We start from the raw sequence: 13,903 nt of genomic DNA on the forward strand, positions 1-13,903 counted from the left end.
GGGACAGCCGTCGGGTCCCGGCTCGTCACCCCCTGGCGCGGGCGGCGGTCCGCCGCGCGCGCTGCTTCATCCAGGCCAGCCGGACGGACCCGACCAGGCCCGCGGGGGCGAAGAGCATGACCAGCACGAGGATCACGCCGTAGACGACGTAGGAGATCTCGGCGGCCTGGGCGGCGTCCATGTCCAGGGACTCGCCGATGTCCCGCAGGTAGCGCGGCAGGAAGACCAGCAGGGCCGAGCCGATCAGCGCGCCGAAGAGGCTGCCCAGCCCGCCGATGACGATCGCGGTCAGCAGGGACAGGGACAGGACGATGGTGAACGCCGTCGGCGCGGTGAGTCGGACGACGAGGGCGAGCACGGCGCCGGCCAGGCCCGCACAGGCGGCGCTGACCACGAACGCGGTCACCCGCCAGGCGCCCAGGTTGATGCCGGCCAGCTCGGCGGCGACCTCCTGGTCGCGCACCGCACGCCAGGTGCGCCCGACCCGGCTGCGCATGAGGTTCGCCAGCAGGAAGAAGGTGATCAGCAGGCAGGCGACGGCGATGTAGGCGATCCACTTCACGCCCGAGGCCGAGTTGCCCGACAGGGTGCGGATCGTCTCGACGAACCAGTCCGGCCGGTCCGGGGTGGAGACCGTCAGGCCCTGCTCGCCGCCCAGGGTGCTCTTGAAGTACAGCGCGAGACCGGGCAGGCCGACGGCGAGCGCGAGCGTCGCGCCGGCCAGGTAGGGGCCGTGCAGGCGGGCCGCGGCGACGCCGACGATCGCGCCGACGATCGAGGTGAGCGCGATCGCGGCGAGGAAGATGACGGCCAGCGGCAGCGGCTCCTCGGCGTCGAGCAGCAGCGCGGTGGTGTAGCCGCCCACCGCCATGAGCGCCCCGTGGCCCAGCGAGATCTGCCCGTTGAGGCCGGTGAGCAGGGTCAGGCCACCTGCGGCGATGGCGTAGAAGGCCACGTAGCCGATCTGCGCGTTGAAGCCGAGGTCGGTGGACTCGAGCAGCAGCACTGCACCGACGGCACAGAGGACCAGGACGAGCAGGTGCCGCAGCAGCGTGTTGCGCGGCAGGAACGTGCGCCCGCCGGTGGCCTGGGCGGAGCTGGCGTCGGCCGCGGCGGTGGCGAGCGACGGCGCGTCGGAGGACGCGGCGCCGGGCTGCGCGGGGGAGGCGGGGGTCTGCAGGTCGCTCATGGCGGTCACGCCCTCCGCGTCTGGGTCGTCGAGAAGAGGCCGCCGGGTCGCACGAGCAGGACCACCACGAGGATGACCAGGGCCGCGATGCCGACGAGGGTCTCGTCGAGGTAGCCGCGGACGTAGCTCAGCAGCAGGCCGAGCAACAGCCCCCCGACGACGGCCCCGACGGGCGAGTCCAGCCCGCCGAGGACCGCGGCGACGAAGCCGAAGACGATCAGCGAGTCCATGAAGGTCGGCGACACGAAGGCCGTCTCGGCTGCGATGAGCATGCCGGCGAGCGACCCGACGACGGCGGCCAGCGCCCAGCCGAGGGTGAGCATCCGGCCGACCCGCACGCCGAGCAGCCGGGCGACCTCCTGGCCGAAGGCGGAGGCGCGCATGGCCAGGCCGACACGGGTGAACCGGAACAGGGCGGTGAGCCCGACCATCACCAGCAGGACCGCGAGGAGCGTGTAGACCGTGTTGGGGCTGAGCGCCAGGGTGAAGTCGCCGACCTTGAAGCCGATGTTCGAGAACGGCGGCACGAACGCCCGCTGGTTGACGCCGAACAGGACCGAGATCAGCGCCTGGATCGCGATGAACAGACCGAGGGTGACGATGACCGCGTTGAGCTCCGGCCCGCCCTCGACCGGGCGGATGACGACGCGCTCGACGACCGCGCCGATGACCAGGCCGGCCAGCAGGGCGACCACGAAGCCGACCCAGTAGGACTGGCCGGACTCGATGAGGGAGAGCGCGATGAACGTCGTGAGCGCGGCCATCGCGCCCTGCGCGAAGTTGACGATCCGGGTGGACCGCCAGATGAGCACGAGGGCGAGGGCGAACGCCGCGTAGACCGAGCCGGTGATCACCCCGCCGAGGGTGAGGTTGACGAACTCTTGCACGTGGGGACTGCCTTCCTGGGCGTGCGGAGCGGGGGCTAGAAGCCGAGGTAGGCGTGCCGGAGGTCCTCGTCGCCGGCGAGCCGGGCGGCGTCGTCGGTGACCACGACCCGGCCCAGGTTCAGCACGACGCCGGTGTCGGCCACCGACAGCGCGCTGCGCGCGTTCTGCTCGACGAGCAGCACCGACAGGCCCTCGGTGTCGACCAGGTGGCGCACCAGGCCGAAGATCTGCGCCACGATCCGCGGGGCCAGGCCCAGGGACGGCTCGTCGAGCAGCAGGACCTTCGGCCGGGCCAGCAGCGCGCGGCCGATGACGAGCATCTGCCGCTCACCGCCGGACAGCGTGTGCGCCGTCTGGTTGCGCCGTTCCCGGATCCGCGGGAAGAGGTCGTAGACGCGCTCGAACTCGTCCTGCGCGACCTTGCCGCGGAACAGCGAGCCGACCCGCAGGTTCTCGTCCACGGTGAGCTCGGCGATGACGCCGCGGCCCTCGGGCACGTGCGCCATGCCCTTGGTGACCATGGCCTCGACCGGGTCGCGGGTGACGTCCTCGCCGTTGAGGGTCACCCGGCCGGCGGTGGGCCGGACCAGGCCGCTGATCGTGCGCAGCAGCGTCGTCTTGCCCGCGCCGTTGGCCCCGAGCACCGCGGTGATCCGGCCCTGCTCGGCGCGCAGGGTCACGCCGTCGAGCGCCTTGACCGGACCGTAGGAGGCCGACAGGCCCTCGACCTCGAGGACGGCGGTGGTGGTCGCCGCGCCGCCCGCGGGGGCCGCCGCGCCCTTGGTCAGGCCGGTCCCGGCGGTGCTGCCGGCAGTGCCCGCCGCCGTGCTGCCGTGCGCCTCAGCCACGGGTCGTCCCCCCGTCGGTCGCGGCCAGCTCGCTGGCGTCGGTCGTGTCGTCGACGGCGTCGCCGAGGTAGGCCTCGGTGACCGCCGGGTCGTTCTGCACCTGCTCCGGGGTGCCGGCGGCGATCAGCTGGCCGGAGTCCAGGACGGTGATCTGGTCGCACACCCGCATGACCAGGTCCATGTGGTGCTCGACCAGCAGGACGCTCATCCGGCCGCTCAGGTGCTGGATGAGCTCGCCCAGCTCGTGCATCTCGTCCTCGCTGAGGCCGGAGGCCGGCTCGTCGAGCAGCAGCAGCTCGGGCTCGGCGACCAGCGCGCGGGCCAGCGCGACCCGCTTCTGCACCGGGTACGGGAGGCTGCCGGGGTAGCGGCCGGCGTAGCCCTCGGCGTCGAGCTCGGTGAGGGCGGCCGTGGCCCGCTCGCGCAGCCGGGCGTCGTCCTTGTCGGAGGTCGGGATCGCGAACAGCGCGGAGAAGAAGCCGGCGCGGGCGTGCTTGTGCGCGCCGACCATCACGTTCTCGAGCACCGTCAGGCCGGGGAACAGGCCCACGCCCTGCAGGGTGCGGGCGATGCCGAGCTTCGCGAGCTGGTTCGGCCGCAGCCGCCGCAGCTCCTGGCCGCGCCACACGATCCGGCCCTCGGTGGCGCGGACCAGCCCGCAGGCCACGTTGAACATCGTCGTCTTGCCGGCGCCGTTGGGGCCGATGAGCCCGTGCACCTGACCCGGCTCGACGGTCAGCGACACGTCGGTGAGGGCCTTCACGCCGCCGAAGGCGACGCTGATCCCGGTCATCTCGAGCCGGGCGGTGGGCGATCGGTCCTGGTGCCGGGTGCTGCTGCCTGTGGTTTCCGGCGGCTGCGCCAAGGTGCCCACGTCTCCTCTGCGTCGGGGAGGTCGCCGCGCTGCCGACCGCCGCCCGAGGGGCGACGATTGGGTCACGGCTACGTCCGTTTGACTCTGCTGGCCGGTGAGGACCGTCACAATGGGCGCACCGCACAGTGATCGGTGGCACGTGTTGTGCTCTGTGCGATGAACACAGGAGGTGAGCGCGTGCGGACTGCCCCCTGGGGTGTGGAGGAGCGCCTCGCCGAACTGGTCCCGGCGCTGCTGGACCGGCTCGACGAGCTGACCGACCGGATGGTGGAGGTCCTGGTCGAGACCGAGCCCGCCTACCGCGAGGCCCTGGTCGGGGGCGACCAGCAGATGCGCGCGACGCTGCGGCGCAACCTCGAGGTCGGCGTCCGCGGCCTGCGGCCCGACGTCCCCGCGGCCTACCACCAGAGCCACGCGGAGGGGGCCCGCGCCGTCGGCCGGCTGCGGGCCGCGCAGGGCATCCCGCTGGAGGCCGTGCTGCGCGCCTACCGGCTCGGCGGCCAGATCACCTGGGAGGCGCTGGTCGCGCTGTCCCGCCAGGGCGACCGGCACGACGACGGGCTGCTGCTCGAGGTCGCGGGCTCGCTGTGGCGCACCAACGACCGCGGCTGCAGTGCCGCCGCGGAGGGCTACCGGGACGAGGAGCGGCGCCGCTCGGGTCTCGACGCCGCCGAGCGCCAGCGGCTGCTCGACGGGCTGCTCGACGGCCGCGGCGGCGACCCGGCCTACGCCCGCACCGCCGCCGACCTGCTGTCGGTGCCGCTGGCCGGCCGGCTGGTGGTCGTCGTCGCGCCGGCCGGCGAGGAGGGGAACGCGTTCCTCGACCCGACGTCGGCGCTGCTCAAGCGCGGCATCCGCTCGGCGTGGGCCACCCGGTCGCAGGCCGCGGTCGGCGTGGTGGCGATGGGGACCCGCCGGCTGCCGGAGCTGCTGGCCTGGCTCGGCGCCGTGGCCACCGGGCCGGTCGGGGTGTCCTCCGTCGTCGAGGGCGCGGCGGCCGTGGCCGGCGCGTACCGGCTGGCCGAGACCGCCGCGCGCACCCTGCCCGAGGACGCCGCCCGGGTGGTCACCATCGACGACCGGCTGCCCGAGGCGCTGCTGAGCAACTCCCCGGAGATCGCCTCGCGGCTGGTCGGCCAGACCCTCGGCCGGCTGCTCGAGCTGCCCGGGGACGAGCGCGAGGTGCTGCTGGAGACGCTGTCGGCCTTCCTCGACGCCGACGGCTCACCGACGCGCGCGGCCGACCTCCTGTACTGCCACCGCAACACGGTCATGCACCGGCTGCGGCGGATCGAGTCGGTGACCGGCCGCAAGCTCACCGACCCGCGGGCCCGGCTGCTGTGGCAGCTGGCCCTGTTGGGCACCGGCCACCACGACGCCGGGCACCGCCGGCCGGTCCGCGACTCCGCCTAGCGACGTGCTGGAACGGCCCCCTCGCAGGGGCCCGCCGCGAGCCTGCGAGCGGTGGGGGCGAGGGGTCCTTCGCCTACTGCAGGTAGCCCTCGACCTCGGACCTCGGGCGCACCTCGGCCGTGTCCGGGTCCTCGTCGTACTGCCGCTTGGCGTCCCGCTGGCGGACCAGGTCCCAGAGCTGGTCCCGCTCCTCCTCGACCTGACGGAGCCGGGTGCGCTGCTCGGCGGTGTGGTCCCCGCTCTCGCGGAGCCGGTGCTCCTCCTCGACCAGTGCGTCGATGCGGCTGCGGATCTCGCTGTCGTCCATGCCCGCCACTCTGCCCGAGGTCCCGCCGGCGTAACCGGTCAGCGCTCGGGGACCCAGCCCTCGACGAACGCGGCCAGCCGCCGGGTCACCGCGCCGCCGGCCCGGCCCAGGGCCAGCAGCGCCACCCGGTCCAGCGGGACGCGGACCGCCCGGCGCCCGGGGACCGGGCTGCGCACCGCGTGCCCGGCGGCGACCAGCTCCGGCCACGGGCGGTCCAGCTGCGCGCGCACCCGCGCCAGCGCGGCGGCCGTCGGCCCGGCGTTGCCCTCGACCATCGCGGTGACGAACGCCGGGTCGCTGCCGGCCACCCGGGTGCCGTCGCGGAAGCTGCCGGCCGCCAGCGCGAGGGCCAGCCGGCCCGCCTCGCCCGCGGCGGCGGCGAGCGCGGCGGCCAGCAGGTGGGGCACGTGGCTGACCGCGGCGACGGCGTCGTCGTGCTCGGCGGCGGTCACCGGCACCACCTCGGCGCCGGCGTCGAGGGCCACCTCGGCGGCGCGGAGCCAGCGCGGCAGCTCGGTCCCCGGCTCCAGGCACAGCGCCCAGCGCGCGCCGCGGAACAGGCCGGGGTCGGTCGCCCCGTGCCCGGACCGCTCGGTCCCGGCCATCGGGTGCCCGCCGACGAACCGGCCGCCGAGCGCCGCCCCCACCGCGGCGAGCACCGGGACCTTCACCGAGCCCAGGTCGGTGACGGTCGCGGCAGGGTCGACGTCGAGTCCGTCGAGGGCCGTGGCCATCGCCGGCAGGGGGACGGCGAGGACGACGACGCCGCCGAGCTCGCGGGTGACCCGCACGCCGCGGGCCGCGGCCGCCTCGCGCGCGGCCGGGTCGACGTCCCACCCGGACACGTCGCGGCCGGCGGCGACCAGCGCGGCCGCCAGGGACCCGCCCAGCTGCCCCAGGCCCACCACCCCGACCGGCGGCGCCGGCATCGTCGGGACCGGGAGGCTCATGCCGGCGCCCCCCAGGGCCGGTCGGTGCGGAAGACGCGGGCGAGCGCGGTGGCCACCAGCCGGCCGTCCTCCCCGCGGGCGTCGATCCGGTAGACGGCGGTGCGGCCGCCGCGGTGCAGCTCGCTGCCCTCGGCCACCAGCCGCTCCCCGGGCCGGCCCGCGACCAGGAACTCGGTGTGCACGTCCTGCGCGACGGCCACCGTGCCGTGGCTGTTGCTCACCGCCGCGTGGACGACGTCGAGCAGCGCCATCGTCGCGCCGCCGTGCGCGGTGCCGACGGCGTTGAGCAGCCGCGGGCCGACGGTCATGGCCGCCCGCGCGTACCCCGGCCGCACCTCCTCGAGCTCGATGCCGAGCAGTTCCGCGAGCGGGTCGGCGGCCAGCTGCGCGAACAGCGCGGCGTCGACCTCGGCTCCGTCGGAGGTGGCGGGATCGGCCATGATCAGAGGCTATGCCGCACTCCCCGCGCTCCCGGCCTCCGGCATGACCCCGCGGTCGTTCCTCCTGTCGCAGGAGGTGTCGGACTACGTGCGGGCCAGCTCCGAGCCCCTGGACGAGGTGGCCGCCGCGCTGGTCGCCGAGACCGCCGCGCTGGCCGACCGGGGCGAGGTCCCGGCCACCTTCCAGATCGCCGTCGAGCAGGGCGTGCTCATGCGGCTGCTCACCGCCGCGCTCGGCGTCCGCCGGGCGGTCGAGATCGGCACCTTCACCGGGTTCTCCGCCCTGTGCATCGCCCGCGGCCTGGCCGAGGGCGGCTCGCTGCTGTGCCTGGACCGCAGCGAGGAGTGGACGGCGATCGCCCGCCGGTACTGGGAGCGGGCCGGCGTCGCCGACCGGGTGGAGCTGCGGCTGGGGGAGGCGCTGGACCTGCTGCGGGCGGTGCCCGCCGAGCCGGTGTTCGACCTGGCCTTCGTCGACGCGGACAAGGGCGGCTACCCCGCCTACGTCGAGGAGCTGCACCCGCGGATGCGGCCCGGCGGTGTCGTGCTGCTGGACAACACCCTGCGCAACGGCCGCGTGCTGGCGCCCGAGAACGACGAGGACCGCGTGCTGGCCGACCTCAACGCCGCGCTGGCCACCGACCCCCGCTTCGAGACCGTGCTGCTGCCGCTGGCCGACGGCCTGACCGTGCTGCGGGTCCGGTGAGCGCCCCGGAGACGGCCGCCCCGCCGAGCTGGGCGGTGCGGGTCGCCCGCCGCGGCGGCCGCTGGCGGGTGGAGCTGCTGGCCGCCGACGCCTCCGACGAGCTGCCGGTCCTCGAGCGGGCGCTGGGCGACCCCGGTGCGGAGGAGTGGCCGGGGCCGTTCGTCGTCGTCGTCGACTCGCGGCTGTACTTCGTCGTGCTCCGGCACGGCCCCGGGGGCATGGTGCGGGCACTGATCTCGGACGCGACCATGCAGGAGTGGGTGCTCGGCGCCGAGGTGGTCGAGCGCTACGGGATCGCCGTCGACGAGGACGGCGCCTTCGACGACGACGAGACCGGATGGCCGGGAGGGGACCTGGACGTGTTCGCCGACGACGGACTGCCCGCGGACGAGCTGCGGCCGATCGTGACCGCCGACGACCTGTGGGCCGACGAGATGGTCGCGCGGATCGCCACCCGGCTGGGCTTCGCCGACGAGCTGGCCGCGGCGGTGGGGGCGTGAGCGCGACCGCGACCGCCGTCGTGTTCGACCTCGGCGGGGTCATCACCGAGAGCCCGATGCTCGCCTTCGCCGCCTACGAGGCCGAGGCCGGCCTGCCCGAGGGCCTGATCCGGCGGCTCAACAGCACCGACCCGGACACCAACGCCTGGGCCCGGTACGAGCGCAACGAGCTCGACGTCGAGGGGTTCGTCGACACCTTCGAGGCCGAGGCGCTGGCCGCCGGCCACCGGGTGGACGCCCGGCGGGTGCTGGCCGCGCTGTCCGGGGAGATCCGCCCGGAGATGGTGGAGGCGGTGCGGACGCTGCGGGCCGCGGGCCTGCCGCTGGGGATGCTGTCGAACAACGTCGCGCCGATGGAGCGCACCGGGCGGCTGGCCGAGCTGCTCGACCTCTTCGACGCCGTCGTCGAGTCCTCGATCGAGGGCGTGCGCAAGCCCGAGCCGGAGATCTACCGGCGGGCGCTGACCCGGCTGAACGAGGCCACCGGCCGCGACCTCGCGTTCTCCGACTGCGCCTACCTCGACGACCTGGGCATCAACCTCAAGCCGGCCCGGGCGCTGGGCATGCACACGATCAAGGTCGCCGACCCCGCGACCGCGCTCGCCGAGCTGTCCGCGCTGGTCGGCCTCCCGCTGGCCGGCGCCCGGACGTGACCGCCCCCGCCGGCGTCCTGCCCGACGACGTCGTCGACGCGGCGATGGTCCGCGCGCTGCAGCTCGCCGTCGCCGCGCAGGAGTGGGGCGACACCCCGATCGGCGCCGTCGTCCTGGGACCGGACGGCGCGGTGCTCGCCGAGGCGGCCAACGAGCGCGAGAAGCGGGGCGACCCGACGGCGCACGCCGAGGTGCTCGCGCTGCGCGCCGCGGCCGCGGTGCACGGGGACGGCTGGCGGCTGACCGGCGCGACGCTCGTCGTCACGCTGGAGCCGTGCACGATGTGCGCCGGCGCCAGCGTGCTGGCCCGGGTGACGCGCGTCGTCTACGGCGCCGACGACCCCAAGGCCGGTGCCGCCGGGTCGCTGTGGGACGTGGTCCGGGACCGCCGGCTCAACCACCGGCCGCAGGTCACCGGCGGGGTCCGGGCCGAGGAGAGCGCGACACTCCTACGTGCGTTCTTCCGCCGGAAGCGGGCCCTGTAGTCTCTTCGGCGGTGGCGTGTCCGAGCGGCCGAAGGAGCACGCCTCGAAAGCGTGTGAGGTGCAAGCCTCCGTGGGTTCAAATCCCACCGCCACCGCCAGCAGGATCCGACGGCGGCGCCCCGCGACGGGGCGCCGCCGTCGTCGTCTCCCGGGTCAGGGTCTCCGGGTCAGGCCACGACGTCGAGGTCGACCAGCAGCTCCCCGTCGTCCCCGCGGACGAACGTCACCGCGTGCGTCTCCACCACGCGCTCCCCGCCCCGCACGAACTCCACCCGGCTGGTCGCGGTGAGCCCGTCGTCCCGCTCGTCGACGTCCCGGACGTCGACGAGCGACACCTCGTCCCAGCGGCCGAAGAAGTCGCGGTAGTAGTCGAAGCTCGCCCGCGACCGCAGGCTCGGCCCGGTCATCGCGTACGCGCTCTCGGGGTCGTCGGGCAGGTACTCGTAGTACTGCTCGAGGGTCTGCCGCGCCTCGCCCTCCACGTCCGACGCGGGCTCGGCCTCGTCCGCAGGGGTCGTCTCCATCGGCTCCGGGGTGGGTTCCCCGGCGGATCCGGTCGCCGTCTCCGGCGCGGGGGTCGGCTCGGTGCCCGGCTCCGTGCCCGGCGACGTCGGGTCCGCCGTGCTCTGCGGTGCGGGGTCGGCCGACGGGCTGCCGCCGTCGCCGCGCACGGCCAGCCAGGTGCCCAGCGACGCGGCCAGCACGACGAGCAGGACCAGCGCGGCCACGAGCAGCGGGCGGCGGCGCCGGCGCCGGGCCCCGACGGTCGGCCTGGTCAGGGGCGGCCCGGGACGGGCGGCGGACCCCGGCTCCGGGCGGTCGGCGGGCTCCGGCCCGGGGGCCGGCGGGCCGGTGGGGGCGGCCGCGGGCTGGACGGTGGTCGGCGGGTCCGCGCGGGCCGCCGGGTCGGTCGGGGGCACCGGCGCCGGCACCGCGGCGGTCCGGTCCCGGTCGCGGGAGGACCGCAGGTCGGTGCGGGCCAGGAGCACCGTCGTCGTGTCGCCGTCGCGGCCGGCGGCCAGCTTGGCGAGCACGTCGCGGACCTCGGTCATCTCCGGCCGGTCGGCGGGGTCGCGGGCGAGCATCCGCAGCAGCGGCCGCTCCAGCGACCCGGCGCGGGCGGGCGGGCGGATCTCCCCGCCGGCGACCCGGTGCAGCAGGCGCAGCGCGTTGTCGTCCATGCCGAACGGGGGCTGCCCCTCCACGCAGGTGTAGAGGGTGGCGCCCAGGGAGAAGACGTCGCTGGCCGGCGTCATCCCGGCGCCCTGCGCGACCTCGGGGGCGAGGAAGGCCGGCGTCCCCGTGATCTGGCCGGTCTGGGTGAGCGTGACGTCGCCGCTGGCGTGCGAGATGCCGAAGTCGGTGATCTTGACCAGGCCCTCGACCCGGTCGCCGCGGCCGATGAGCACGTTGGCGGGCTTGACGTCGCGGTGGACGATCCCGGCCGCGTGGACGGCGGCCAGCGCGTCGGCCAGCTGGGCGCCGACCTGCGCCACCTGGTCGGTGCGCAGCGGCCCGTCCTCGGCCAGCACCTCGGCCAGGCTGCGGGAGGGCAGGTACTCCATGACCAGCCAGGGGATGCCACCCTCCAGCGCCACGTCGTAGACCGAGATGGCGTGCGGGTGGGTGAGCCGCGCGGCGATCCGGCCCTCGCGCAGCGCCCGCTGGAGGTGGTGGTCGGTCGTCTCCGGGTCGGCGCCGGCCGGCAGGAGCACCTGCTTGACCGCCACCCGGCGGTCGAGGAGCTCGTCGCGCCCCAGCCACACCGCGCCCATGCCGCCGCCGCCGATCCGCTCCAGCAGGCGGTAGCGGCCGGCCACCAGGCGGCCGGGGACGGTGGCGGTCACGGGCGGCTCCTACCCCGGAGGCGGGCGCCCGGCACGGGCCGGCTCAGACCGTGCTGGGGACGCCGTAGCGGCGTGCGTACTCCTCCTGCGCCCCCTCGGGCAGGACGTCGTAGAGCTCGCCCAGCTGCTCGACCGCGTCGGGCGCCAGGTCGTCGAACAGCCGCGCCCACGTCGGCGGCTCGTCGTAGCCGCGGGTCAGCAGCAGCTCCCACGCCTGGGCCTGGCGGTCGCGCTTGCTGCGCTCGGCGGCGAACTCCGACAGGTAGCGGTCCTTGGCGGCCGCCTTCTCCTCCGCGGTCGCCGACGGCGGCAGCCCCGCCGGGTCGGCTCCGTGCAGGACGGCGACGATGGCCTCCACGACCTCCGGTCGGACCTGATCCGGCTCGCTCATCCGTCCTGCCTCCTCGGTTCCCCCGTGCGGCCCCGTGCGGTGCCCGTGCGGTGTGCGACCGGTCCAGCCTGCCCCGTGCCGCCCCCGCGGACCACCCGGGGCGGCGCGCCCGTGCCGGGGCGGCGGCTGACCCGCGGCCCGGCGCCCGGTACGATCGGCGCACTGGAGGATTCGCCTAGTGGCCTATGGCGCTCGCTTGGAAAGCGGGTTGGGGGCAACCCCTCGGGAGTTCGAATCTCCCATCCTCCGCACGGACACGACGGGCCCCCGGCTGACGGCCGGGGGCCCGTCGTGGTCTACGCCCCGGCCACCGGCTCCGGCGCCCGGCGCAGCTGGCGGACGTAGAGCCCGGCGACGGCGGCGAGCAGCAGCAGGCCGCCCGCGACGGCGGCCGGGGCCAGCCGCTCCCCGAGGAACGCGGTGGCCAGGACGGTCGCGGTGAGCGGCTCGAGCAGCGTGACGATCGAGGCCACCGCACCGGGCACCGTCCGCACCCCGGTGAAGAACAGGCCGTAGGCCAGCGCGCTCGGTACCAGCCCCAGGTAGAGCAGCACCGCCAGTGCCGCGCCGTCGGTGGGCACCGACAGGCCCTCGGCCAGGACCACCGGGGTCAGCAGCAGCGCGCCCCCGGCGAAGCCGGCCAGGGTGACCGGGACACCGGCCGGCACGCCGCCACCGGCCAGCGTGACGACGGCGTAGCCGAGCGCGGACCCGCTGGCCAGGAGGGCGCCGAGCAGCACCGTCGTCCCGGTGTCCGCGCCGGCGGAGACGCCGACCAGCAGGGTGAGCCCGACGAGGGCGACCGTCAGCGCGACCAGCGTCGCCCGGTTCGGCCGGCCGTGGCCGAGCAGCGTGCCGCCGACGGCGATGAGCAGCGGTGCCAGGCCGAGGGCGACGAGCGTGGCGATGCTCACACCCGCCCGCTCGACGGCGCTGAAGTAGGCGAGCTGGTAGGCGCCCAGCCCGGCGCCGACGAGGGCGAGCCGGACGGCGACCGGCCGGGTCACCGGGACCGCCGTGGTGCGGCGGCGGGTGGTCGCGAGCCAGGCGACCGCGAGGGCGGCGGCGCCGATCGCGAGGCGGTACCAGGCGATGTCCAGGGCGGACAGGTCGCTGCGGTCGGCGATCAGCCGGCCGGACAGGCCGGCGGTGCCCCAGCACAGCGAGGCGAGGACGACGAGGAGGAACCCGCGACTCGCCGCGGGGGAGGAGAGGGCGGGGGAGGACAGGGTGGACACGACGCTCCTGGGCGCTGGTTCCGGGCGGGGGACCGGGTCCGGAGCACGGCGCAGGGGCGGACGGCGGGGGTGCCGGCCGCGCGGGTCAGCCCGCGGTGCTCCGGGTCAGGAGCGGGGCGGGGGCAGGACGAGGGCGCGCCGGGGGGCCATGGACCGTGAGGCTAGCGGGCGGCGTCCTCTACAGTGGTGTGCAGACCCCTCGTGTGGCGTCACCCCGTGAACCTCCCCAGGGCCGGAAGGCAGCAAGGATAAGCGGGCTCTGGCGGGTGCGCGGGGGGTCCCTCTCTTCCCGGGCACGGTCTCCCGCTCCCACGGCGCGGCTCACAGCCGGCTCCCAGGTCGGTGCGCCAGCATCCTCGATCCGTCGAGGAGAGGAGCTCGTCATGGCCCGTCGCCGTCGCGCGTGGTGGATCGTCGGGGGACTGGTCGCGGTCCTCGCCCTCGGCCTGGGCGTCGGCCCGCTGGTCTACGCCGCGCTCGAGGAGGACGCCGCCGCGGCGCCCACCGTGCAGGCGCAGCCCTCCGACGTCGAGCTCGCCGCCGACACCGACGGGACCTGGACGGTCGCCCCGGGCTCCTCGGCCGGCTACCGGGTCGACGAGGTGCTCAACGGGGCGGACGTGACCGTCGCCGGCACCACCGACCGCGTCACCGGCTCGGTGGTCGTGCAGGGCGGGGACATCGCCTCGGCCGAGGTCGCCGTCGACGTCGCGAGCATCGCCACCGATCGCAGCCAGCGGGACAGCTACTTCCGCGACGAGGTCATGGAGGTCGGCACGTACCCGACGGCGACGTTCGCCGTCGGCGGGCCCGTGGACCTGCCCGAGCTCGGCGGCACCCCGGTGACCGTGCCGGTGACCGGCGACCTCACGCTGCGCGGCACGACCCGCCCGGTGCAGACCGACCTGTCCGTCGTCCGCACCGCCGACGGGGTCGAGGTCTCCGGCGCCGTCCCGGTCGTGTTCGCCGACTTCGGCATCTCGGCGCCGAACCTGGGCTTCGTCCGCGTCGAGGACCGCGGTCAGGTCGAGTTCCTGCTCAAGCTCACCCCGTGAGTCCCGCCGGGCGCGCGCCCGGCCGGTCCCGCGCCCGGTGCCGGGGGGCGCTGAGGCGCCGCGAAACGAGATCGTCACGCGCCGGGGTCTTGTGCGGGAACACGATCTCCACAGAATGGA

At 75.8% G+C, this 13,903-nt stretch carries 16 protein-coding genes, 2 tRNA genes and 1 other RNA gene; 9 read left to right on the forward strand and 10 right to left on the reverse strand.

The window, feature by feature from the left end; all coding sequences use genetic code 11:
- Positions 1-25: 25 nt before the first annotated feature.
- The 4 genes from ACI8AR_RS05835 to ACI8AR_RS05850 are packed head-to-tail and all read right to left on the reverse strand — an operon-like array spanning position 26 to position 3,798.
- Positions 26-1,189 (reverse strand): branched-chain amino acid ABC transporter permease, encoded by a 1,164-nt coding sequence (locus ACI8AR_RS05835; protein WP_457050141.1) that lies wholly within the window; start codon positions 1,187-1,189, stop codon positions 26-28.
- 5 nt (positions 1,190-1,194) lie between these two features.
- Positions 1,195-2,076 carry a branched-chain amino acid ABC transporter permease gene (locus tag ACI8AR_RS05840; RefSeq protein WP_457050142.1) on the reverse strand — a complete coding sequence of 294 codons (882 nt, stop codon included), beginning with the start codon at positions 2,074-2,076 and terminating at the stop codon, positions 1,195-1,197.
- Positions 2,077-2,111: 35 nt separating this feature from the next.
- Complete coding sequence (locus ACI8AR_RS05845) at positions 2,112-2,924, reverse strand: ABC transporter ATP-binding protein (protein WP_457050143.1); 813 nt, start codon at positions 2,922-2,924, stop codon at positions 2,112-2,114.
- Positions 2,917-3,798, reverse strand: coding sequence for an ABC transporter ATP-binding protein (locus ACI8AR_RS05850; RefSeq protein WP_457050144.1), 882 nt, complete (start codon positions 3,796-3,798; stop codon positions 2,917-2,919). The genes ACI8AR_RS05845 and ACI8AR_RS05850 overlap by 8 nt, the downstream gene beginning before the upstream one ends.
- A gap of 177 nt (positions 3,799-3,975) precedes the next feature.
- Here ACI8AR_RS05850 and ACI8AR_RS05855 point away from each other — a divergent pair, with 177 nt between their 5' ends.
- Positions 3,976-5,211, forward strand: coding sequence for a PucR family transcriptional regulator (locus tag ACI8AR_RS05855; protein ID WP_457050145.1), 1,236 nt, complete (start codon positions 3,976-3,978; stop codon positions 5,209-5,211).
- A 73-nt stretch (positions 5,212-5,284) separates the two neighbouring features.
- Here the strand turns inward: ACI8AR_RS05855 and ACI8AR_RS05860 are convergent, their stop codons facing one another.
- Genes ACI8AR_RS05860 through ACI8AR_RS05870 form a run of 3 tightly spaced genes read right to left on the reverse strand, consistent with a single transcriptional unit; the run spans position 5,285 to position 6,908 of the window.
- On the reverse strand, positions 5,285-5,518 hold the full coding sequence (locus ACI8AR_RS05860) for a DUF2630 family protein (protein WP_456928332.1): 234 nt from the start codon (positions 5,516-5,518) through the stop codon (positions 5,285-5,287).
- Positions 5,519-5,556: 38 nt separating this feature from the next.
- On the reverse strand, positions 5,557-6,468 hold the full coding sequence (locus ACI8AR_RS05865) for a prephenate dehydrogenase/arogenate dehydrogenase family protein (protein ID WP_457050146.1): 912 nt from the start codon (positions 6,466-6,468) through the stop codon (positions 5,557-5,559).
- A complete protein-coding gene (locus tag ACI8AR_RS05870; protein WP_457050147.1) occupies positions 6,465-6,908 on the reverse strand; it encodes a PaaI family thioesterase in 444 nt (147 codons plus the stop codon). The genes ACI8AR_RS05865 and ACI8AR_RS05870 overlap by 4 nt, the downstream gene beginning before the upstream one ends.
- On the opposite strand from ACI8AR_RS05870, the gene ACI8AR_RS05875 reads away from it, so the two are divergent.
- From ACI8AR_RS05875 to ACI8AR_RS05895, 5 genes are all read left to right on the forward strand, one after another.
- Positions 6,907-7,614 carry an O-methyltransferase gene (locus ACI8AR_RS05875; protein ID WP_456935614.1) on the forward strand — a complete coding sequence of 236 codons (708 nt, stop codon included), beginning with the start codon at positions 6,907-6,909 and terminating at the stop codon, positions 7,612-7,614. The two genes, ACI8AR_RS05870 and ACI8AR_RS05875, sit on opposite strands and share 2 nt — an antisense overlap.
- Complete coding sequence (locus ACI8AR_RS05880; RefSeq protein ID WP_457050148.1) at positions 7,611-8,114, forward strand: tRNA adenosine deaminase-associated protein; 504 nt, start codon at positions 7,611-7,613, stop codon at positions 8,112-8,114. Before ACI8AR_RS05875 ends, ACI8AR_RS05880 begins: the two co-directional genes overlap by 4 nt.
- Positions 8,111-8,767, forward strand: coding sequence for an HAD-IA family hydrolase (locus ACI8AR_RS05885; protein WP_457050149.1), 657 nt, complete (start codon positions 8,111-8,113; stop codon positions 8,765-8,767). The genes ACI8AR_RS05880 and ACI8AR_RS05885 overlap by 4 nt, the downstream gene beginning before the upstream one ends.
- A complete protein-coding gene (locus ACI8AR_RS05890; protein ID WP_457050150.1) occupies positions 8,764-9,252 on the forward strand; it encodes a nucleoside deaminase in 489 nt (162 codons plus the stop codon). The genes ACI8AR_RS05885 and ACI8AR_RS05890 overlap by 4 nt, the downstream gene beginning before the upstream one ends.
- A 10-nt stretch (positions 9,253-9,262) precedes the next feature.
- Positions 9,263-9,350 (forward strand) — tRNA-Ser (locus ACI8AR_RS05895).
- 69 nt (positions 9,351-9,419) lie between these two features.
- Here the strand turns inward: ACI8AR_RS05895 and ACI8AR_RS05900 are convergent.
- Positions 9,420-11,099: a protein kinase domain-containing protein gene (locus tag ACI8AR_RS05900; protein ID WP_457050151.1), complete on the reverse strand. Its 1,680-nt coding sequence runs from the start codon at positions 11,097-11,099 to the stop codon at positions 9,420-9,422.
- Between the two features lie 43 nt (positions 11,100-11,142).
- A complete protein-coding gene (locus tag ACI8AR_RS05905; RefSeq protein ID WP_457050152.1) occupies positions 11,143-11,490 on the reverse strand; it encodes a hypothetical protein in 348 nt (115 codons plus the stop codon).
- 164 nt (positions 11,491-11,654) lie between these two features.
- Here ACI8AR_RS05905 and ACI8AR_RS05910 point away from each other — a divergent pair.
- A tRNA-Ser gene (locus tag ACI8AR_RS05910) sits at positions 11,655-11,739 on the forward strand.
- Positions 11,740-11,786: 47 nt separating this feature from the next.
- Here ACI8AR_RS05910 and ACI8AR_RS05915 read toward each other — a convergent pair.
- Positions 11,787-12,728, reverse strand: a complete 942-nt coding sequence (locus ACI8AR_RS05915; protein WP_457050153.1) for a DMT family transporter — start codon at positions 12,726-12,728, stop codon at positions 11,787-11,789.
- A gap of 190 nt (positions 12,729-12,918) precedes the next feature.
- On the opposite strand from ACI8AR_RS05915, the gene ffs reads away from it, so the two are divergent.
- An RNA gene (gene ffs / locus ACI8AR_RS05920) (signal recognition particle sRNA small type) lies at positions 12,919-13,014 on the forward strand.
- Positions 13,015-13,111: 97 nt separating this feature from the next.
- On the forward strand, positions 13,112-13,783 hold the full coding sequence (locus ACI8AR_RS05925; RefSeq protein ID WP_457050154.1) for a YceI family protein: 672 nt from the start codon (positions 13,112-13,114) through the stop codon (positions 13,781-13,783).
- The last annotated feature ends 120 nt before the right edge of the window (positions 13,784-13,903 follow it).

It is taken from the genome of Geodermatophilus sp. SYSU D01036 (genome assembly GCF_054050435.1).